This is a genomic window from Rhodanobacter ginsengiterrae (assembly GCF_050026815.1).
Classification (GTDB): Bacteria; Pseudomonadota; Gammaproteobacteria; order Xanthomonadales; family Rhodanobacteraceae; genus Rhodanobacter; species Rhodanobacter ginsengiterrae.
The window spans coordinates 155740-176444 of record NZ_JALBWO010000052.1 but is presented as its reverse complement, the minus strand read 5'-3'; the positions used below and the strand labels follow the sequence as shown (position 1 = coordinate 176444).

General features: G+C 66.5%; 17 protein-coding genes. 6 read left to right on the top strand and 11 right to left on the bottom strand.

Annotation, left to right across the window (positions count from 1 at the left end; all coding sequences use genetic code 11):
- Positions 1–124 precede the first annotated feature (124 nt).
- Together xseA and ACQGNJ_RS08440 are read right to left on the bottom strand one after the other, a co-directional pair.
- A complete protein-coding gene (gene xseA, locus ACQGNJ_RS08445) occupies positions 125–1474 on the bottom strand; it encodes an exodeoxyribonuclease VII large subunit (RefSeq protein WP_426688792.1) in 1350 nt (449 codons plus the stop codon).
- 106 nt (positions 1475–1580) lie between these two features.
- The gene (locus tag ACQGNJ_RS08440; RefSeq protein ID WP_426688791.1) at positions 1581–3035 is read right to left on the bottom strand and encodes a phospholipase D-like domain-containing protein; all 1455 of its coding nucleotides are present in this window, start codon (positions 3033–3035) and stop codon (positions 1581–1583) included.
- A 66-nt stretch (positions 3036–3101) separates the two neighbouring features.
- Between ACQGNJ_RS08440 and ACQGNJ_RS08435 the strand changes: the two genes are divergently transcribed.
- The gene (locus ACQGNJ_RS08435) at positions 3102–5114 is read left to right on the top strand and encodes an acetyl-CoA hydrolase/transferase C-terminal domain-containing protein (RefSeq protein WP_426688790.1); all 2013 of its coding nucleotides are present in this window, start codon (positions 3102–3104) and stop codon (positions 5112–5114) included.
- Between the two features lie 150 nt (positions 5115–5264).
- On the opposite strand, the gene ACQGNJ_RS08430 is transcribed toward ACQGNJ_RS08435, so the two are convergent.
- The 6 genes from ACQGNJ_RS08430 to ccoN form a co-directional block, all read right to left on the bottom strand.
- Positions 5265–7520 (bottom strand): heavy metal translocating P-type ATPase, encoded by a 2256-nt coding sequence (locus ACQGNJ_RS08430; protein WP_426688789.1) that lies wholly within the window; start codon positions 7518–7520, stop codon positions 5265–5267.
- Positions 7517–7756: a hypothetical protein gene (locus tag ACQGNJ_RS08425; protein WP_426688788.1), complete on the bottom strand. Its 240-nt coding sequence runs from the start codon at positions 7754–7756 to the stop codon at positions 7517–7519. Before ACQGNJ_RS08425 ends, ACQGNJ_RS08430 begins: the two co-directional genes overlap by 4 nt.
- The gene (ccoP, locus tag ACQGNJ_RS08420; protein WP_426688787.1) at positions 7743–8648 is read right to left on the bottom strand and encodes a cytochrome-c oxidase, cbb3-type subunit III; all 906 of its coding nucleotides are present in this window, start codon (positions 8646–8648) and stop codon (positions 7743–7745) included. Before ccoP ends, ACQGNJ_RS08425 begins: the two co-directional genes overlap by 14 nt.
- The gene (locus tag ACQGNJ_RS08415) at positions 8645–8830 is read right to left on the bottom strand and encodes a cbb3-type cytochrome oxidase subunit 3 (RefSeq protein ID WP_426688786.1); all 186 of its coding nucleotides are present in this window, start codon (positions 8828–8830) and stop codon (positions 8645–8647) included. Before ACQGNJ_RS08415 ends, ccoP begins: the two co-directional genes overlap by 4 nt.
- Positions 8827–9486, bottom strand: a complete 660-nt coding sequence (gene ccoO, locus ACQGNJ_RS08410; protein WP_426688785.1) for a cytochrome-c oxidase, cbb3-type subunit II — start codon at positions 9484–9486, stop codon at positions 8827–8829. Before ccoO ends, ACQGNJ_RS08415 begins: the two co-directional genes overlap by 4 nt.
- Before the next feature lie 127 nt (positions 9487–9613).
- On the bottom strand, positions 9614–11080 hold the full coding sequence (gene ccoN, locus ACQGNJ_RS08405; protein ID WP_426688784.1) for a cytochrome-c oxidase, cbb3-type subunit I: 1467 nt from the start codon (positions 11078–11080) through the stop codon (positions 9614–9616).
- 228 nt (positions 11081–11308) lie between these two features.
- Here ccoN and ispG point away from each other — a divergent pair, with 228 nt between their 5' ends.
- Together ispG and ACQGNJ_RS08395 are read left to right on the top strand one after the other, a co-directional pair.
- The gene (gene ispG, locus ACQGNJ_RS08400) at positions 11309–12568 is read left to right on the top strand and encodes a flavodoxin-dependent (E)-4-hydroxy-3-methylbut-2-enyl-diphosphate synthase (RefSeq protein ID WP_426688783.1); all 1260 of its coding nucleotides are present in this window, start codon (positions 11309–11311) and stop codon (positions 12566–12568) included.
- Between the two features lie 310 nt (positions 12569–12878).
- A complete protein-coding gene (locus tag ACQGNJ_RS08395; protein ID WP_426688782.1) occupies positions 12879–13406 on the top strand; it encodes a hypothetical protein in 528 nt (175 codons plus the stop codon).
- A gap of 9 nt (positions 13407–13415) precedes the next feature.
- On the opposite strand, the gene aat is transcribed toward ACQGNJ_RS08395, so the two are convergent.
- The 3 genes from aat to trxB form a co-directional block, all read right to left on the bottom strand.
- Positions 13416–14129 carry a leucyl/phenylalanyl-tRNA--protein transferase gene (gene aat, locus ACQGNJ_RS08390; RefSeq protein WP_426688781.1) on the bottom strand — a complete coding sequence of 238 codons (714 nt, stop codon included), beginning with the start codon at positions 14127–14129 and terminating at the stop codon, positions 13416–13418.
- Entirely contained in the window at positions 14126–15271 is a 1146-nt protein-coding gene (locus tag ACQGNJ_RS08385) for a GNAT family N-acetyltransferase (RefSeq protein WP_426688780.1), read from the bottom strand. Before ACQGNJ_RS08385 ends, aat begins: the two co-directional genes overlap by 4 nt.
- Before the next feature lie 87 nt (positions 15272–15358).
- The gene (gene trxB, locus ACQGNJ_RS08380) at positions 15359–16324 is read right to left on the bottom strand and encodes a thioredoxin-disulfide reductase (RefSeq protein ID WP_426688779.1); all 966 of its coding nucleotides are present in this window, start codon (positions 16322–16324) and stop codon (positions 15359–15361) included.
- Between the two features lie 213 nt (positions 16325–16537).
- Here trxB and ald point away from each other — a divergent pair, with 213 nt between their 5' ends.
- From ald to lolA, 3 genes are all read left to right on the top strand, one after another.
- Positions 16538–17602 (top strand): alanine dehydrogenase, encoded by a 1065-nt coding sequence (gene ald, locus ACQGNJ_RS08375; RefSeq protein ID WP_426688778.1) that lies wholly within the window; start codon positions 16538–16540, stop codon positions 17600–17602.
- Between the two features lie 30 nt (positions 17603–17632).
- Positions 17633–19960 (top strand): DNA translocase FtsK, encoded by a 2328-nt coding sequence (locus ACQGNJ_RS08370; protein ID WP_426688777.1) that lies wholly within the window; start codon positions 17633–17635, stop codon positions 19958–19960.
- Positions 19961–20032: 72 nt separating this feature from the next.
- A complete protein-coding gene (lolA, locus tag ACQGNJ_RS08365) occupies positions 20033–20698 on the top strand; it encodes an outer membrane lipoprotein periplasmic chaperone LolA (RefSeq protein ID WP_426688776.1) in 666 nt (221 codons plus the stop codon).
- Positions 20699–20705: the final 7 nt, after the last annotated feature.

The window sequence follows — 20705 nt, the reverse complement described above, 5'->3', positions numbered from 1 at the left end:
ACGGCATGGGATCAAGCATGGAAGGACAGGCGTTCAGCGGGTGTGAGCCGACGGCCTTGGCCGCTTTTCTTCCTCCCCTGCGCAGCAGGGGAGGAGCAAGGCTGCGTTTATCGCCGTTGGGGATTCAATCCTCACTCACCCGCAAGCGCAGCTCGCCATCAGCCAGCCGTGCACGCAGCGGCGTACCTGCAGCGACATTCCTTGTCGAGCGCAGCACGTTGCCGTCGGCATCGAACACGATCGCATAGCCGCGCTCCAGCGTGGCCAGCGGACTGATCGACTGCAGCGCGTGGCTGGCATGGCGCAGCGCCGTTCGCCGCCGTTCGAGGATCTGCGCGATGGCGCGGCGCAGGCGCTGGTCCTGTTCGGCGAGCCGATGCGCGAGCAGCGGCAGTCGTGCACCGGGATGCCGGGCGAGCAGGCGTGCGTGTACGCGTTCAAGACGGGTCCGGCGTCGCTGGTCCTGTTCGCGCAGCGCCACCATCAGGCGATGACGCAGGTGCCGCAGCCGTTCCCCGTCGCGCGCCAGCCGTGCTTGCGGGCGCTGTGCCTGCAGGCGAGCGAACAGATGATCCACGCGTTGCGCCTGTGCCTGCAGCCGGCGTTGCTGCAAGGTCGCCAGGCGCTGCTGCAGCTGCTGCAGATGGCGACTCACGGCCACTGCATCGGGCACCAGCAATTCGGCGGCCGCCGACGGCGTGGGCGCGCGCAGGTCGGCGACGAAGTCGGCGATGCTGAAGTCGATTTCGTGCCCGACTGCGCTCACCACCGGCACCGCGCTGGCATGGATCGCCCGCGCCACCGCTTCGTCGTTGAACGCCCACAGGTCTTCCAGCGAACCGCCACCGCGGGTCAGCAACAGCACGTCGTAGCGGGCGCTGGCGGAGGCCTTGCACAGCATTGCCACGATCGCCGGTGGCGCTTCGCGTCCCTGCACCGGTACGGGCAAGACTTCGACGTCGGCCAGCGGCCAGCGTCGCGCCAGCACGCTGAGTACATCGCGCACTGCCGCACCGGTGGCCGAGGTGATCACGCCGATGCGCCGCGCATAGGCGGGCAGGCCGCGCTTGCGCGCCGGATCGAACAGGCCTTCCGCGTCGAGCCGCGCCTTGAGCTGTTCGAACTCGCGTTGCAGGGCCCCTTCGCCGGCCGGCTCCATGTATTCGGCAACCAGCTGGAACTCGCCGCGTGGCTCGTACAGGCCGACCTTGGCGCGCAGCAGCACCTGCATGCCGTCGGCGGGACGGAAGCGCAGGGCGGCGGCCTTCATCTTGAACATCGCGCAGCGCACCTGGGCGCCGCTGTCCTTCAGGGTGAAGTACAGATGCCCGGAGGCGGGCTTGGCCACGTTGGACAACTCGCCTTCGATCCACACCTGCGGCAGGGCGTCGCCCAGCAGGTCGCGCACCAGCCGGTTGAGCGAGCTGGGGGTGAGGATGTGGCGTGTCTCGGTGGGGTCGTACGGCGCTGACATAAGGGCGTGAGCCTAGCATGCGAGCGGTATCAAATTGTGAGAAAACATCCGCTTGAGGATGAAAGCGGAGGAACAGCATCAAGACCTGGTGGCGGGGTTCTCGCGCTCAGTCCTCGTCGTCCGCCTCACGCAGTTCGCGCCCGCGCCAGCTGCGAATGGCCAGGTTCAGTGCGAACCACAGGGCGAGCGCACCGAACGGCCAGCCGATCCATGCCGGCCACAGGAACGCGATGATCGCCATCACCACCAGCACGGCGGCACCGATCATCAGCGGACTGCTGCTGGTATCGCCCAGCACCCGTCGATTGGTCAGCGCGGCGCTGACGCTGTTGGCGATGCGCAACGCGCCGGCCGCGGCGCGACCGGAACTGCCACCGCCGTGGCGCACCCGCGGCGGCCGCGCCTCGGTGCTGCGGACCCGCTCGCTTTCCCCGTTGCCGTGGCGGCGTCGGCGCGAGGCCAGCACGATTTCGGTGGCGTTGCCCAGATCCTTTTCATACTGGGCGGCGAGCTGGCCGGCGAAGCCGTCGTCCTCCACCGCCACGTCGATCTCGTGATTGCCCAGCCAGCTGGCGATGTTGAGATTGGACGAGCCGACCCGGCCCCATTGCCCGTCGGCCACCGCGGTTTTGGCGTGCAGCATCGAACCGTTCCACTCGAACACGCGGATGCCGGCCTTGAGCAAGGGCCGGTAGCCCGAGCGCGACATGCCCGCCACCACCGGGATGTCGCTGCTGCCCGGCACCAGCAGACGCACGTCCACGCCATCGCGGGCGGCGGCGATCAAGGCCTGCACGTAAGGTGCCACGCCGACGAAATAGGCATCGGTCAGCCACAGCGTCTTGCGTGCCATCGAGGCGATCAGCTGGTCCAGCCGGTACATGCCGGCGGTCGACGGCTGGGTGGCGATCACCCGCAGCGAAACTTCGCCGGCGGGCGTGTCGGTCGCCGGCGCTGCCGCCAGTGCCCGCAGCGCCGCTCCGGTTTCGCCCCAGCTCTGCGTGAACGCCGCTTCCAGCTCGGCCACCGCCGGGCCGCGCAGCATCACGCCGGTATCGCGCCACGGTGGCACGTTGCGTTTTTCGTCACCCAGCCACTTGGCGCTGATGCATACCCCGGACAGGAAGCCGACGATGCCGTCGACCACCAGCAATTTGCGATGGTCACGGCTGATCCAGCCCAGCGGCTGGCCCAGCGTGGGCGGATTGAACACCCGCACCTCGCCGCCCGCCGCCCGCAGTGGCGCCCAGAACGCACTGCGCGACTGACCCAGGCAACCGACCCAGTCGGTGACCACCGCCACAAACACGCCGGCGTGCGCGCGCTCGACCAGCGCATCGCGGAAGGCGCGGCCGACCTCGTCGTCGCGGATGATGTAGTTCTCCAGCAGAACGCGATGCTGCGCGCCGCGGATGGCAGCCAGCCAGGCGTCGTAATGTGCGGCGGCATCGATCAGCAGTTGCACCGCGTTGCCGCTGAGCAGGGGCGCGCCAGCGGCGCGGCTCAATGCCTGTTCGGCCAGCAGGCGGCTCGGGGTAGGTGGAATCAGAGGCGTGGGCATGGGCCGAGTGTAGGCGAAGGCTTGTCGACGCGCCGCCATCATCGGGCTTCTGGCATGATCGGGCGCATGCCGATCGAGCACCGTTACACCGACACCGATGCCTGCGCACGCCACCTCGCCGATGTGCTGGGGCCCGACCTGCGCATCGCCGCGCCGCTGGGTCTGGGCAAGCCGCACGGACTGCTCAATGCGCTGTATCGGTTGGTCGGCGCCGACGCCACGCGCTCGATGCGGCTGTACACCGCGCTGTCGCTGACCCGGCCGCAGCCGGCGCGCGGACTGGAGCAGCGCTTCCTGCAGCCATTCCTCGAACGTCATTTCGGCGCCGATGCGGTCGATCCGCAATACGCGCTGGACCAGGCACGCGATGCGCTGCCGGCCAATGTCGCGGTGCACGAGTTCTACCTGCAATCAGGCGCGCTGCTGCATTCGGGAAGCGCGCAGCGCAGCTACATCAGCCAGAACTACACGCATGTCGCGCGCGACCTGGTGGTGCAGGACATCAACCTGCTGGTGCAGCTGGTGGCGCGGCGCGAGGGACCCGATGGCGTGCATTACAGCCTGTCGTGCAACCCCGACCTCACCCTGGATTTCCTGCGCCTTTCGCAGCTGGCCGGCAAGCCGCGGCCGATGTGCGTGGCGGTGGTGCATCCGGACCTGCCGTACCTGAGTGGCGACGCCGAAGTGGCCGAAGCGTATTTCGACGTGGAGCTGCGCCCCGAACATTCACCGCCGCTGTTCGCCTTGCCGCGTTCGCCGGTGGGCCTGGCCGAATACGCGCTGGGCCTGCATGCCAGTGCCCTGGTCAAGGACGGCGGCTGCCTGCAGATCGGCATCGGCGCGCTGTCCGACGCGCTGGTGAAAGCCTTGCTGCTGCGTCACCAGAACAACATCCAGTGGCGCCGTGCGCTGGTGGCGCTGGACCCGGCCGGCGCCACCCACGCGCTGGCCGGCTGGCAGGGCGGACTGGCCCCGTTCGAGGCCGGCCTGTACGGCGCCAGCGAAATGGTGATGGACGGCTTCATGCACCTGCAGCGTGGCGGCATCCTCAAGCGCCGCAGCTGGGACAACCTGGCGCTGGAACGGGCCGCGGCGGCCGGCCGGCTCAGCCCGGAAACGCCGGGCGGACACTACCTGCGCGGCGCCTTCTTTCTCGGCTCGCGCGCATTGTACGAATGGCTGCACGCCACCGAGGCGGCCGATCCGGACGCGATCGACATGTGCGCGGTCTCCAACGTCAACCAGCTGTACGGCACGCATCAGTCACTGGCGATGCTGCAGCGGCGCGGCGCGCGCTTCTTCAACACCTGCATGATGGCCACCGCGCTGGGCGCGGCGGTATCCGACACGCTGGACGACGGCAGCGTGGTCAGCGGCGTCGGTGGCCAGTACAACTTCGTGGCGATGGCGCACGAGCTGCCCGACGCGCGTTCGGTGCTGCTGCTGCGCGCCACCCGCAGCAGTCGCGGCGGGATCGAGAGCAACATCCGCTGGAACTATGGCGAAACCACCATTCCGCGGCACCTGCGCGACATCATCATCACCGAATACGGCATCGCCGACCTGCGCGGCAAGAGCGACAGCGAATGCATCGAGGCGATGCTGTCGATCACCGACGCGCGCTTCCTCGATGCGCTGTGCGCCGAAGCCAAGGCGCACGGCAAGCTGGCCGCCGAATTCGTGATCCCGGAGGGCTGGCGCCTGCATCGCCCGCGGCACCTGCGCAAGTTGCTGGCGCCGTTCCAGCAGCACGGCTTGCTGCCGAAGTTCCCGTTCGGCAGCGACTTCAGCGAAGTCGAGCAGCGCCTGCTGCCCGCGCTGGAATGGTTGAAGCACGCCAGCGGCAGCTGGCGCGGCAAGCTGGGTCTGCTGCTGGCCGCGTGCCGGCCGGGCGAGGCGGCGCCAGGCGAAGCCGAGGCACTGGCGCGGATGGGCCTGATCGAACCACTCAGTCGGGTCGATCGGCTGCAGCGTCGCCTGCTGCAGGTGGCGCTGCGCCGGCAGACTGCCGCGCCGCGTCCGGCGCAGCCGCCGGCGGCTCAACCGACGCCGAATCCGCCGCAGTCGGATCCTTCGTAGCCGGCTCGTCAGCAGCCGGCTCATCCAACAAGGGCAGTATGCCGGGGCTGTCCAGATCGTCGAATTGCTGGTGGTTGACCGCCCAGAAGAACAGTCGCACCGCGATGATCATGATCACCAGGGTGACCGGGATCAGTACCAGCAGAATGTTCATGCCGGCAGCTCGCGCCCGCGGGTGGCCGGGCCGGAAGTGTCGGAACGCGCATCGGTGTTGCCTACCCGCAGCGCGTTCAGCACCACCACCAGCGAGCTGAGCGACATGCCGATGCCGGCCAGCCAGGGTGGCACCATGCCAAACGCCGCGAAGGGCACGGCGCAGAGATTGTAGACCAGCGCCCAGCGCCGGCTCTGCGCGGTGACCTGCTGCAACTGGCGGGCGGTGGTCCGCGCATCGAGCAGGCCGTCCAGCCGTCCATCCAGCAACAGCAGATCGGCCTGGGCCTGCGCCAGTTCGGTGCCCGAGGCCAGCGCGGCGGAGACATCGGCAGCGGCCAGCAGCGGCGCGTCATTGCTGCCGTCGCCGACGGCCAGCGTGACGTGGCCGCGGGCGTGCGCGCTGTGCAGGCGTTCCAGCTTGTCCGCCGGCAATTGCCGTGCGTGCCAGTCGGCGATGCCCAGCCGTTCGGCCATCGCGGCCACGCGGCTGTTCGCGTCACCGCTGGCCATGCTGGTGGCGATGCCTTCGGCGCGCAGCGCGTCGAGCATGTGGCGGGCGTCGCGGCGCGGCTGCTCCTGCAGATGAAAGGCGGCGATGGCGCCGTGGGCATCGGCGAGCAGCAGTGCGTCGTCGGTGGCGGTGGCGATCGACTGGCCGCTGGCGGCCAGCGCGAAGTCGGCGCGGCCCAGCCACAGCGAACGGCCGTCCACCTCGCCATGGATGCCGGCGCCGGCGGCGACCTGCACCGACTGTGCCTGCAGCGGCAACGCCAGCTGGCGCGCCGCATCGGCCAGCGCGCGCGCCAGCGGGTGCGAACTTTCATGGGCCAGCGCGGCGGCCAGCTGCAGGACCTGCTCGACGCTGTCGCCGCGCAGGGGTTCAATTGCACGCCGATCGAGTTGCGGCACGGTGAGGGTGCCGGTCTTGTCGAACATCGCGTAGTCGACGGCGGCCAGCCTGGCCAGCCCCTCGCCACGGGTAACCAGCACGCCACGCGCGGCCAGCACGCCCAACGCGCGGGTCAGCGTGGCCGGACGGGTCAGCGCGAACGCGCAGGGGCAGGCGACCACCAGCACCGCCACCGCCGACTCGAACGCACGGCCCGGATCGACCAGCAGCCAGCCCAGCGCGGTGAGCACGGTCAGGCCGAGCACGCGGGCGACGAAGCGGCCGATCTCGCGGTCGCTGGCGGCCACCAGAGCGCGCGCCTGGCGCGCGCGCGTGGCCAGTTCACCCAGTCGGGCCACGGTGGTGCCGGGGCCGCTGTGCTCGACCAGCATGTCGGCCGGACCGGTCAGCAGCACGCTGCCGGCGATCAGCGGCTCGCCCTGCGCGCGGTGCACCGGCCGCGATTCGCCCGAGAGCAAGGCCTCGTCGACCTGCACGCTGGCGCTTTGCAGTAGGCCATCGGCCGGCACGCGGCCGCCCTCGGCGATGTGCACGCGATCACCGGGCAACAGCGCCAGCGCCGCTACCGTCTCCAGCTCGCCGCTGGCGCGGCGACGTTGGGCCAGCAAGGGTGTGGCATCGATCACCGCATCGCCCAGCGCGCCGCTGCGATGGCGCGCGCGCAGTTCCACGTAGCGTCCGCCCAGCAGCAGGAACACGAACATGGTCACCGAATCGAAATAGATCTCGCCGCTGCCGCGCACGGTGTTGAACATGCTGGCCAGGAACACCAGCAGCACCGCCAGCGCCACCGGCAGGTTGATGCCCAGCCGGCGCTCGCGCAGCTCCTGCAGCGCGCCGCGGAAGAACGGCAGGGCCGAGTAGGTCACCACCGGCACGCTGGTCAGCAGACCCAGCCAGCGGAACAGGTTGCGCGTGCTGAAGTCGACGAAATCGACCACGCCGATGTAGATCACGAAGGCGTAGGTCATCACCTGCATCGCGCACATGCCGGCCACCAGCAGGCGCTTGAGCGCGTCGTGCTGTTCGATTGCACGGGCGTCGTCGATGCTGGCGTGCTGCAGCGGCTGCGCCGGGCAGCCGGCGGCGGCAAAGTTCGCCAGCAGGATCGGCAGCGGGGTGCGTGCGGCGTCCAGCACCACCCGCACACGGCGCGCCGGACGGTCGATCGCCACCCGCCGGACGCCGGGCAGCGCGCGCAGCTGCTGTTCCAGCCGCAGGACTTGTCGTGCGTCGATCAGTGGTTCGACCGATAGCGCGACTTCGCTGCAACCGTCGCGCCGAGGACGCAGGACCTGCGCGGCGAGTTGCGGATCAGCCCACGCCGCGTAGCTGTTCATCGCGGCGGGTCGGTCGAGGTCGGCGCCGGCGGGCTGCTGTGCGCGCTCACCGGTACGCCGAACACGGTGTGCGAGGTGTCCAGCGGCGTGTCGGCATAACGGTTGCCCACCATGATCAACCAGATGCAACCGCCCATCGAACCGGCGAAGACGAGCATGCCCAGCCAGACGATCGGCTGCCGATACCAGGCCGACGACCCGAGGCGGGCCGGCGTCGGGTCATTACCTGCTTTCATCGACCGGATGCGACATCTGGTAGACGTAGGCGGCGATCACATGGATCTGATCGTCGGTCAAACGTGGGCTCCACGCCGGCATATGGCCCTGGCGACCTTCGCCGATGGTCTTCTCGATATCGGCCACGGTGCCGCCATGCAGCCAGATCTTGTCGGTGAGGTTGGGTGCGCCCAGCGCCGGGTTGCCCTTGCCTTCGGCACCATGGCACGCCGCGCAGGTCGCGAACATCGGTTGGCCGGCTGCTGCCTTGGCGGCATCGTGCGGCGCACCGGAAAGGCTGAGCACGTACTGGGCGAGGTTCTTGACGTTGTCAGCGCCGAGGCTGGCCCATGGCGGCATCACGCCGCTGCGACCGTCGTGGATCGAGGTGGTGATGTCGTTGCCGCTGCCACCGTAGAGCCAGTCGCTGTCGGTCAGGTTGGGCGCGCCGAGCAGCATGTTGCCATGGCCGCTGCGCTGATGGCAGGCGGCGCAATTGTCTTCAAACAGCACCTTGCCCATGCCGGTCGCTTCCGCGTCACCGGCCAGCTTCTCCACGGAGAACAGGCGGAAGCGTTCCATCAGCGGTTGGAGCTTGGCGTTGTTGGCGGCAACTTCCTGCTGCAGTTGTCCGTGCGAGGTCCAGTTCAGCGAACCCTTGTGGTTGCCGAAGCCGGGGTACAGGTAGAGATAAAGGAAGGCCGCAGCAAACATGCTGCCGGAAAACACGATCCACCAGCGCGGAAGCGCCTTCAACCCTTCCAGGATGGTGCCATGTGCCCACACGTGGCCCGTGGTGCCATCGGGACGGGTGGGTATCTTGGCCCGTGGTGCCCACAGGAACAGGGCGAAGGTGATGCCCATGTTGAGCACGACCAGAAACATCACCCATAACGACCAGCCGCTGCTCATGGGCGATCCTCCTGCTTGCGGAAACCGGTTTCCGACTCATCTTCCATCGGCAGCTGCGCCATGCGGTTGAAGGTCGGCTTGTGATATTTGCGCCACGCCCAGATCCAGATGGCGATGAAGGTGAGCATCATCAGCGCGATGAAAACCCCGACGACCGTTCCCCAAATCGGATTCATGGTCATGGCGTGCCTCCATCGCTGGCCGCTGCATTGGCCGCGGCGCTTCCGGTGGGCTCATTCCTGATGCCCAGTCCCTGCAGGTAGGCGATCAGTGCGTCCAGCTCGGTCTTGCCTTCCACGGCCGCGGGCGCACCGGCTATGTCGGCGTCGGAGTAGGGATCGCCGAGACGGCGCAGCGCGCGCATGCGCGCCTGCACGTCGGCGCCATCAATCTTGTTGCGCGCCAGCCACGGGTAGGCGGGCATGTTGGACTGCGGCACCAGTTGGCGCGGATCCATCAGATGCATGCGCTGCCAGTCGTCGGAGTATTTGCCGCCGACGCGCGCCAGATCGGGTCCGGTGCGCTTGGAACCCCACTGGAACGGCCGGTCGTAGACCGACTCCGCGGCGGTGGAGTAGTGGCCATAGCGCTCGGTCTCGAAACGCAGCGCACGGATCATCTGCGAATGGCACAGATAACAACCGTTCTGCACATATACGTCTTTGCCGATCAGTCGCAGCGCGTCGTACGGCTTCACACCCGGCGGCGCCTTCACCGAATGGGCCTCCATGAACAGCGGCGTGATCTCGGCCAGGCCGCCCAGCGAGACCATGATCGCGATCAGCACGCCGAGCAGGCCGACGTGTTTTTCAATTGCTTCGAAATGCTTGTAAGCCATGATTTGAGCTCTAGGTGAAGAGTGCGGCCATGGATGGCCGCTGTTGGCTATGCAAGACCGCGTTGCGCTCACGAAACCGGAGCGTGGTCGACACGGCGATGATGGATGAGCGCATCAGCCGAGGTCCTCAGCCAGCGGCCGGCAGTGGCGCGGGCACCTGGTGCGGCACTGGCTCGGGAATGGGTACGGGGATCGGCTTGATCAGCCGTGCGCGGGCGTCGGCTGCGGTATGCCACAGGTTCCACGCCATCACCCACATGCCCGACAGGATGCAGACGCCACCCAGCCAGCGGATGATGTACATCGGCTTGATCGCGATCAGGCTGTCCAGGAAGCCGTAGGTGAGCCCGCCGTCCGGATTGGTGGCGCGCCACATCAGCGCCTCGGTGACGCCGGCGGTCCACATCGAGCCGACATACAGCAGGGTGCCGATGATGTGCAGCCAGAAGTGCAGCTCCATGCCGGAGCGCGAATGCATTTCCGGCCGACCCAGCGCGCGCGGCGCCATCGCGTACAGCGAGCCGATGGTGATCATCGCGACCCAGCCGAGCGAACCCGAATGCACGTGGGCAATCGTCCAGTCGGTGTAGTGCGACAGCGAGTTGACCGACTTGATCGCCATCATCGAGCCTTCGAACGTGGCGGCGGCGTAGAACACCAGCGACATCACCATGAACTTGGCCGCGGGATCGGTCTTCAGCCGGTGCCACGAACCGTTGAAGGTGAGCAGGCCGTTCGCCGCCGAACCCAGGCTGGGCATCAGCAGCACCAGCGAGAACGCCATGCCGACCGACTGCACCCAGTCGGGCAGGGCGGTGTACATCAGGTGGTGCGCGCCGGCCCACATGTACACCGAGATCAGCGCCCAGAAATTGACGATCGAGAAACGGTAGCTCCACAACGGTTGCTGCGCCTGCCGCGGCACGAAGTAATACATCATGCCGAGGAAGCCGGCGGTGAGGAAAAACGCCACCGCGTTGTGCCCGTACCACCACTGCACCATCGCATCGACCACGCCGGAGTAGATCGAGTACGACTTGAACAGCGAGACCGGCATGACCAGGTTGTTGATGATGTGCAGCAGGCCGACGGCGATGATGAACGCGCCGTAATACCAGTTCGCCACATAGATGTGCTTGATCCGCCGGCGCGCCAGGCTGCCGAAGAACACCACGCCGAAACTGACCCAGACCACCGCGATCATGATGTCGATGATCCATTCCGGCTCGGCGTATTCCTTGCTCTGGGTCATCCCCAGCGGCATCGTGATCATCGCCAGCACGCAGATCAGCTGCCAGCCCCAGAACGTGAAACCGGCCAGCTTGGTGAACGCCAGCCGGGCATGTCCGGTGCGCTGCACGACGTAGTAGCAGGTGCCCATCAGCGCCGAGCCGCCGAAGGCGAAGATCACGCCGAAGGTGTGGTCCGGGCGGATCCGGCTGAAGGTCAGCCACGGAATCTCGAAATTGAGCGCGGGCCACATCAGCTCGGCGGCGGCATAGACGCCGACCGACATGCCGATGATGCCCCATACGGCGGCCGCCAGCAGGAACTGGCGTACCACCCTGTCGTTGTAATACTCGGTGTTCGGCATGGGGCTTCCTGGCTGGTTATCAGAGCAATTTTAAGCAAAGCATGATGCGCCGTATTGACCCCGATCAAGTCGCTGCGGCAATTCGCCCACGTCTGCCGAAGCCGGAAACGTCGATGGCGCCACGCGGCTCGTCCAGCCTGCGCCGATTTGCCACGGAAGGGCAGCCCTGATCGGGTATTCTTGTCGGCAACGCCGCGAACCATCGCGACTTGTCATCCGGTTGATTCCATGAGTGAGATTGCTGCACAGAAACCGCGTCCGGCCGGGCCGGCGTTGCGCCGGCCCAGCGTGGCGGTGTCCATTGGCAAGGTGATGGTGGGTGGCGGCGCACCGGTGGTGGTGCAGTCGATGACCAATACCGATACCGAGGACCCGGCCAGCACCGCAAAGCAGATTGCCGAGCTGGCCCGCGCCGGCTCCGAGCTGGTGCGCATCACGGTGAACACGCCGGCGGCCGCCGCCGCGGTGCCACGGATCGCCGAGCGGCTGGCGATGATGGGCGTGGAGGTGCCGATCGTGGGCGACTTCCACTACAACGGTCACCTGTTGCTGGAGCGCGAACCGGCCTGCGCCGAGGTGCTGGCGAAGTACCGCATCAACCCCGGCAACGTCGGTTTCGGAAAAAAGAAGGATAGCCAGTTCGGCGCGATCATCGAGATGGCGCTGCGCTACAACAAGCCGGTGCGCATCGGCGCGAACTGGGGCTCGCTGGATCAGAGCATGGTCACCGCCCTGATGGACGAGAACGCGCGACGCGCCGACCCGTGGGATGCTTCGCACGTGGCACGCGAGGCGCTGATCCGCTCCGCGCTGGATTCCGCCGCGAAGGCCGAGGAGATCGGCCTGGCGCGCGACCGCATCATCCTGTCGTGCAAGGTTTCCGGCGTGCAGGAACTGATCGCGGTGTACCGCGACCTGGCCGCGCGTTGCGACTATGCCTTGCACCTGGGCCTGACCGAGGCTGGCATGGGCTCGAAGGGCATCACCGCATCCAGTGCCGCCTTGGCGGTGCTGCTGCAGGAAGGCATCGGCGACACCATCCGCATCTCGCTCACGCCTGAGCCCGGAGCCTCGCGCACCGGCGAGGTGATCGTGGCGCAGGAACTGCTGCAGACCATGGGCCTGCGCTCGTTCACCCCGCTGGTCACCGCCTGTCCCGGTTGCGGCCGCACCACCAGCGAGTTCTTCCAGGTGCTGGCCAAGACCGTGCAGGAGCATGTGCGCGAGCAGATGCCGCTGTGGCGGGTGAAGTACGACGGCGTGGAAAACCTCACCCTGGCGGTGATGGGTTGCATCGTCAACGGCCCGGGTGAATCCAAGCACGCCAATATCGGCATCTCGCTGCCCGGCAATGGCGAGGCGCCGGCGGCGCCGGTGTTCATCGATGGCGAGAAGGCGATGACCTTGCGTGGCGACAACATCGCCAGCGAGTTCGTGGCCATTCTGGATGATTACGTGGCACGCAAGTACATCGCCCGGACGGCTTGATCAGCAGCGTGAATGAAGCCGGGATTGTCCGTGAACGGGGCTGGTTGGGACTGCAGCTCCCTGCGCGGTTCTCTATTGGAGCAACCGGCACTCACCCGGAGAGTTCGCCATATGGCGTTGGGGATTCGCCCTGGGTAGCCGTTGGTCGCCTCCGGTGCGCGGCACATGAATGCCTGGTTTTGGATGGTCACGCGGCCGCATTTGCATCTGGCGGGACGCCAGTGCAGTCTTGGCGTGAGGCTGGCTGCCAGGGGGGCAGCAGCTTCAAATTTCGTCAATGTTCAAATACGTGTCAGACATGGGGGTCTAAATGAACAAGTTGCATTCCGCCGTGATTGCAGGCGTGCTGTTTGCCTGCACCGGAGTCGCGTCCGCGGTCCATTCACAGACCACTGAGACGCCCTCAGACCAGCCAGCGCCGATGTCCGTGGTGGTGTCGGTGAGCGATCAAGGACACGTCACCAAGATCAAGTACGCAGAAAAACTTCCAGACAGTGTGGCGAAGCTGTTGAAGACGACCATTTCAAAATGGGTTACCAAGCCTGCGGTGGCCAATGGACGCCATGTCGAGAGCCAGGTGCTGATGACGGTGGAGTTGCATACCAAGCCAACCGCCGATGGGCAGAAAGAAGTTTATTTCTCCTATATTTCGAGCGAGGCCATTCGCCGGAACAGTGACTGGAAGTTGGTTGACGGACACGTTGTCTATACCGGCAGGGAATATGTGCGCGAGCGCGGCGGAATTGATCCGCCACGCTGGGAGAACCAGCAGTCAGCACCGCCGCCGCCCCCGGCCTCGCCACCGTCAGGATCGGGGCAGGGCACTGGCCAGTCCTGATCGGGAGAATCAGCGGCCCGGCAGTTCAAGTGCTGAAAGCCAGCTGCCGGGCTTTTCCGCGAAAGATCCGAGATCGGCCAGTCGGGTCAGAAACTCCATTCGGGGGATTTCCCTGGCACCGAGGCTCAACGTGTGATCATTGGCAACCTGGGCGTCGATCAAGGGAAAGCCGCGCGCACGCAGCAAACCGGCCAGGACCATCAGCGCCGACTTCGAGGCGTTACTTTCCCGGCTGAACATCGATTCGCCGCAAAACATGCGGCCAACCGCCACGCCATAGATGCCGCCCACCAGGCGCGTTCCGTCCCAGACTTCCACACTGTGTGCATGGCCCTGCTGATGAAGCTGTCCGTAGGCCTGAATCATTTGGGCACCGATCCAGCTGCCTGAATCCCTGCTTCTTGGTTCGGCACAGGCACTCATGACCTGGTGAAATGCGCGATCCGTGGTGAATTTCCACTGCTTTCTTGCAACTGTCCGCCGCAGGCTTCGGTTGGCGTAAAGGTCGGCTGTACAAAAAACGCAACGCGGATCGGGTGACCACCAGAGGATCGGCTCGCCTTCGCTGAACCAGGGAAAGATGCCGCGGCGGTACGCAGCCAGCAGTCTCTGCGGCGAAAGATCGCCCCCAAACGCCAATAGCCCGTTGGGATCGGTCAGCGCCTCGGATGGATCGGGGAAGCGATCCCATGCATCGGGGTCCAGCAGCGGCAGGCGGATCATGAGCTGGCGGAGCCGTGCTCGGCGTACGGACTGTGCTGCTGCAACTCGGCGGCGTAGGCGTCCGCCGCCTCGGCTTCGCCGGCCAGCGCGGTGGCCACGGCAGCACGGAAATCCGGGTTGAACAGGTAGTGGCGCGAATGCGTGCGTGCTGGCAGGAAGCCGCGGGCCAGTTTGTGCTCGCCCTGGGCACCGGGTTCGAAGCGCTGCAGTCCGCGGGCGATCGCGTAGTCGATGCCGCGGTAGTAGCACAGCTCGAAGTGCAGGCCGGGAACGTCGATCGACGCGCCCCAGTAGCGCCCGTACAAAACGTTGCCGCCCTCGACGAACAGCGCCATCGCCACGATGACCGTGCCGTGGCGGGCCAAGGCCAGTTGCACGCTGGAACCCAGCTCGCCAAGACGGCGGAAGAACGCCGCGGTCAACGCGGCGTGGTTGCCTTTCATGTCGAAGGTAGCTTCGTACAAGGCGTGGATGCGCTGCCACTCGCCCTGATCCAGGCTGTCGCCGCTGCGCCATTCGATGGCCAGACCGCTGGCCTGCAGCTGGGCGCGTTCGCGCAGAATGTTCTTGCGCTTCTTGTGATTCAGCGCGGCGAGGAAATCGGGGAAGTGACGGTAGCCATGGTTGTGCCAGTGGAACTGCACGTCCGAGCGCGCCAGCCAGTCCGCATCGAATGCCGCCAGCTCGTCCGCCTGCAGGAAGTTGGCATGGATCGACGACAGTCCCAGCCGGTCGGCCTCGCGCCGCATCGCCTGGACCAGTTCACGCTGCAATATCGGCGCGCGTTCGCCCTTGCCGGCGAGCAGGCGCGGACCGGGCACTGGCGAGTAGGGCACGCCATTGAGCAATTTGGGGTAGTACTGGCCGCCGGCACGCTCCCATGCGCTGGCCCAGCTCCAGTCGAACACGAACTCGCCATGCGAGTTGCCCTTCAGGTACAGCGGTGCGGCCGCCACCAGCCGGTCGTCTTCGTACAGTCCAAGGTGATGGGCCTGCCAGCCCCAGTCCGGACGAATGCAGTCGGTGTCTTCCAGCAGCGCCAGGAAGGCGTGCGAGACGAACGGATTGGCATCGGCACGCAAGGCATCCCACGCGCCGGCAGGCAGTTCGGCGATTGCCGTGTGGAAGCGGATGTCATGCATTGCGTAATTGCAGGAACGCAGCGTGTGCGCGAGGCTCTTTCATCAGCTCATGGAGAGCATCTTGCACCGGCTGCGCTCCTGCACGGGTCACTTGGCGGGCGTCTGCTGATCGAGCCAGCGCTCGGCATCGAGCGCGGCCATGCAGCCGAAGCCGGCCGAGGTGATCGCCTGGCGGTAGACATGATCGGCAACGTCGCCGGCGGCGAACACGCCGGGCACCGAGGTCATCGTCGCCATGCCGCTCTGCCCGCTGTGGATCTTGATGTAACCGTCGTGCATGTCGAGCTGGCCTTCGAAGATGCCGGTGTTCGGCGTATGACCGATCGCCACGAAGAAGCCGGTTGCCTCGATGTCGCGGGTGACCCCGGAGTTGACGTCCTTCACGCGCACGCCGGTGACGCCGGTGTGGTCGCCGAGCACCTCGTCGATGCTGTGGTTCCAGACCAGCTCGATCTTGCCGGCGGCCGCCTTCTCGAACAGCTTGTCCTGCATGATCTTCTCGGCGCGCAGCTTGTCGCGGCGGTGCACCAGGTAGACCTTGCGGCCGATATTGGCCAGGTACAGCGCTTCCTCGACCGCGGTGTTGCCGCCGCCGATCACCACCACGTCCTGGTCGCGGAAGAAGAAGCCGTCGCAGGTGGCGCAGGCGGACACACCCTTGCCCTTGTACTTCTCTTCGCTGGCGATGCCGAGGTACTTGGCGGTGGCGCCGGTGGTGATGATCAGTGCGTCGGCGGTGTATTCGCCGGAGTCGCCCTTGAGCCGGAACGGGCGCTGCTTCAGGTCCGCGCTGTGGATGTGATCGAAGATCATCTCGGTGTGGAAGCGCTCGGCGTGCTCGGCCATGCGCTGCATCAGCGCCGGACCCTGCAGGCCCTCCACGTCACCCGGCCAGTTGTCCACATCGGTGGTGGTCATCAGCTGGCCACCCTGCTGCATGCCGGTGATCATGCTCGGCTTCAGGTTGGCGCGCGCCGCATACACCGCCGCGGTGTAGCCAGCCGGGCCGGAGCCGAGGATCAGCAGGCGAGAGTGTCTGGGGGTGGCGCTCATGGTTATAATCCTTGGGTTTGCTGGTGACTTGAGTGGCTGTTCGCTGCCACCCCCGCCGCGGTTTCACCGCGATGCCGGGAGTGGCGACGACAAGCCGCACGAACCCCTGAAGAATGGGGAATACGCAGCACCGATTCAAGGTGCCGGCAGATCAACGACACCACCGCGGCAGTTGCGCGATGGATTTACAACGTGCTCCCACAGGATTTTTCCATGCGTATCGGTATCCCCTCCGAAACCAAGACCCTTGAAGGTCGTGTTGCCCTCGTTCCCGCCGCCGCCGCCGATCTGGTCCGCCGTGGCCACGAAGTGTTCATCCAGTCCGGTGCCGGCCTGAAGAGCGGCTTTGCCGACGAGGCCTACGTCAAGGAGGGCATCAAGATCGTGCCCGACGCCGCCGCGCTGTACGAGGCCGGCGAGCTGATCGTCAAGGTGAAGGAGCCGGTGGCCGGTGACCTGGCGCTGCTGAAGAAGCATCACCTGCTGTTCTGCTACCTGCACCTGGCGGCCGAACCGGAGTTGACCCGTAGCCTGCTCGACATCGGCCTGACCGGCGTGGCGTTCGAGTCGGTGGAGGAGAACGGCGTGCTGCCGCTGCTGTTGCCGATGTCGGTGATCGCCGGGCGCATCGCCACCCAGATCGGCACCACGCTGCTGCATCGTCCGCAGGGCGGCAAGGGCAAACTGCTGGGCGGCATGGCTTCCACTCCGCGTGGCAAGGTCGTGGTGCTCGGTGCCGGTGCGGCCGGTGGTGCCGCGGCGTCGCTGGCGGCTGCGGCTGGCGCCAACGTGGTGGTGTTCGACAAGCGCCAGGATCGCCTGGCCGAGATGATGGCGATGGGTCCGAACGTGACCGCGCTATATGCCTACGAATCCTCGGTGGCCGAGGAAGTGCGTGATGCCGACATCGTGGTCGGTGCCGTGCTGGTGCCCAGCGCCAAGGCGCCGCGGGTGGTCACCGAGGCGATGGTGAAGACGATGGAGCCGGGCAGCGTGCTGGTGGATATCGCGATCGACCAGGGTGGTTGTTTCGAGACTTCGAAGCCCACCACCTGGAAGGACCCGACCTATGACGTGCATGGCGTGACCCACTTCTGCGTGACCAACATGCCCGGTGCGGTGCCGCAGACCTCGTCGCTGGCAATCTCCGCCGCGATCCTGCCGTACGTGCAGCGCCTGGCGGCAGGCAACGAATGGCGTGAGTTCGAGCCGCTGAAGGTCGGCATCAATGTCGATGGCGGCAAGCTGGTGCATCCCGCGCTGCAAGGTATGCTCTAAGCCTTGGCAGGCAGGAAGGGGGCACCCAAGGTGGCGCGCAGCGCGAATGTGAAACAACAACCGAGGGTAGCCCTCAGCGACGAGCTGAAGCGCCGGCTGCGTGAAGCCGGCGCCCTGCTGTTGCTGCCACTGGCGCTGTACCTGCTGGTGTGCCTGTTCAGCTACAATCCGCATGACCCCAGCTGGACCAATGCCGGCCAGCTGGAGCATGCGCACAATTTCGGTGGCACGGTCGGCGCCTATATCGCCGACCTGCTGCGCTGGATCTTCGGCCTGGTGGCCTACTGTTTCCCGCTGCTGTTGCTGCTGCTCGGTGTGCAGGTGCTGCGCCAGCGCGGCGACGTGCGCGTGGTGCATCCGTGGGAACCGGCCTTGCGGCTGATCGGCTTCGTGTTCTTCTTCATCACCGGCCCGGCGCTGCTGTATCTCAATTTTCATGACGAGCCGGTGCTGCCCCAGGGTGTGGGCGGCATCATCGGTGTATGGGTCGGCGATGCGCTGCTCAGCGCCTTCGGCGCCAAGGGCGCGCCGCTGCTGTTGCTGGCGCTGTTCCTGGTCGCGGTGACCCTGGCCACCGGTTTGTCGTGGTTCAAGCTGGCGGACTGGACCGGGCAGGGCGTGCTGCAGCTGGCGGCCTGGTTGCGCGGCAAGTTGCGCCAGGCACCGCAGGCACTGGCGGCACGCCAGGCGCGCACCGAGCGCGAGGTGGTCAAGAAGGCCGACGCGGTGCGGCAGGCCAAACGCGAGCCGGTGCGCATCGAGGCCGCGCCGGCGCCGGTGACGCGCAGCGAGCGGGCCAAGCTGGAAACGCAGATTCCGCTGTTCGTCGGTGCGGCCACACCGGGCGAATTGCCGCCGTTGTCGCTGCTCGACGAGGCGCCACCGCAAGGGCCGGGCTATTCCGACGAAACCCTCGAGGTGCTCTCGCGCCAGGTCGAGTTCAAGCTGAAGGATTTCAAGATCGACGTGAAGGTGGTTGGCGCCTACCCGGGCCCGGTGATCACCCGCTTCGAGATGGAGCCGGCGCCCGGTATCCGCGGTTCGCAGGTGTCCAGCCTGGACAAGGACATCGCCCGCGGCCTGTCGGTGGTCAGCGTGCGCGTGGTCGACGTGATTCCGGGCAAGAACGTGATCGGTCTGGAAATTCCCAACACCCACAAGCAGATCGTCTACCTGTCGGAAATCCTGCGCTCGGACAAGTACGACCAGCTGAAATCGCCGCTGGCGCTGGCGCTGGGCAAGGACATCGGCGGCAAGCCGATCGTGGTCGACCTGGGCAAGATGCCGCATCTGCTGGTGGCCGGCACCACCGGCTCGGGCAAGTCGGTGGCGGTCAACGCGATGGTATTGAGCCTGTTGTACAAGGCCAGCGCCAAGGACGTGCGGATGATCATGATCGACCCGAAGATGCTGGAGCTCTCGGTGTACGAGGGCATCCCGCACCTGCTGGCGCCGGTGGTCACCGACATGAAGGAAGCCGCCAACGCGCTGCGCTGGTGCGTGGCCGAGATGGAGCGCCGCTACAAGCTGATGGCGGCGGTCGGCGTGCGCAACCTGGCCGGCTTCAACAAGAAGGTGAAGGACGCCGAGAACGCCGGTCAGCCGCTGCTCGACCCGCTCTTCCGGCCCAATCCGGACATGCCGAACCTGGCCGCCGAACCGCTGGAGCCGCTGCCGTACATCGTGATCATCATCGACGAGTTCGCCGACATGATGATGATCGTCGGCAAGAAGGTGGAAGAACTCATCGCCCGTCTCGCGCAGAAGGCGCGTGCCGCCGGCGTGCACCTGATCCTGGCCACCCAGCGCCCGTCGGTGGACGTGATCACCGGCCTGATCAAGGCGAATATCCCCACCCGCATCGCGTTCCAGGTGTCGAGCAAGATCGACTCGCGCACGATTCTGGACCAGTCCGGCGCCGAAGCCTTGCTCGGTCACGGCGACATGCTGTACCTGCCGCCGGGCACCGCCACGCCCGAGCGCGTGCACGGCGCCTTCGTCGACGACCACGAGGTGCACGGCGTGGTCAACTGGCTGCGGTCGCAGGGCGCACCGAATTACATCGAGGGCGTGCTGGAAGAAGTGCAGGCCACCAGCGATGGCAAGTTCATCAACGACTCGGGTCTGCCGCAGGAAGGCGAGGAAGGCGGCGACGCGGATACCCAGTTGTACGACAAGGCCGTGGCCGTGGTCACGCAAACGCGGCGCGCCTCGATCTCGGGCGTGCAGCGGCACCTGCGCATCGGCTACAACCGCGCCGCGCGGCTGGTCGAGCAGATGGAGCAGGACGGCGTGGTCAGCGCCCCGCAGCACAACGGCAATCGCGAAGTGCTGGCGCCGCCGCCGCCGAAGAATTGAGGTGCGCTCCTACGGTTCGGTTAAGCCGGGACTGTCCACAATTCATGCCATCGTCATGCTTCAGGGAATCCGATGAAACGTTTCATGCTCGCCGTAACCGCCATCGTGTTGACGTTCACGCTCAGCGCCGTGGCGCAGGCGGCCACCGGCCCGGCGCGTGCGCGACTGGATGCCTTCGCCACCGGTCTGCATTCGCTGACCGGAAATTTCAGCCAGACGCTGACCGACATCAACGGCAGCGCCAGCAAGAGCAGTTCCGGCACACTGGCCCTGCAGGCGCCGCGGCAGTTCCGCTGGGATACGCTCAAGCCGTACCGCCAGACCATCGTCGCCGATGGCAGCCGGGTGTGGATGTACGACCCGGAACTGGAGCAGGTCACCGTGCGCATCCAGAGCAGCGAGGAAGCGCACAGCCCGCTGACCGTGCTGACCGACGTCAAGCAGCTGGACCAGAACTTCAAGGTCGCCGAGCAAGGTGAGCACGACGGCCTGGTCTGGCTGCGGCTCAGTTCCACCGCGAAGGATCCGCAGTTCGACTACGCCGACCTCGGTTTCGATGCCAACGGTCTGGCGCGGATGAAATTTCGCGACCAGCTCGGCTCCACCACCGACATCCGCTTTTCCAACTGGCAGCGCAACGCGCCGATCCCGCCGGTCACGTTCAACTTCGTGCCGCCGAAGGGCGCTGACGTGATCGGCGACCTGCCGGTGATCACCACCCAGCCGCTGAAAGACTGAGTCGGCG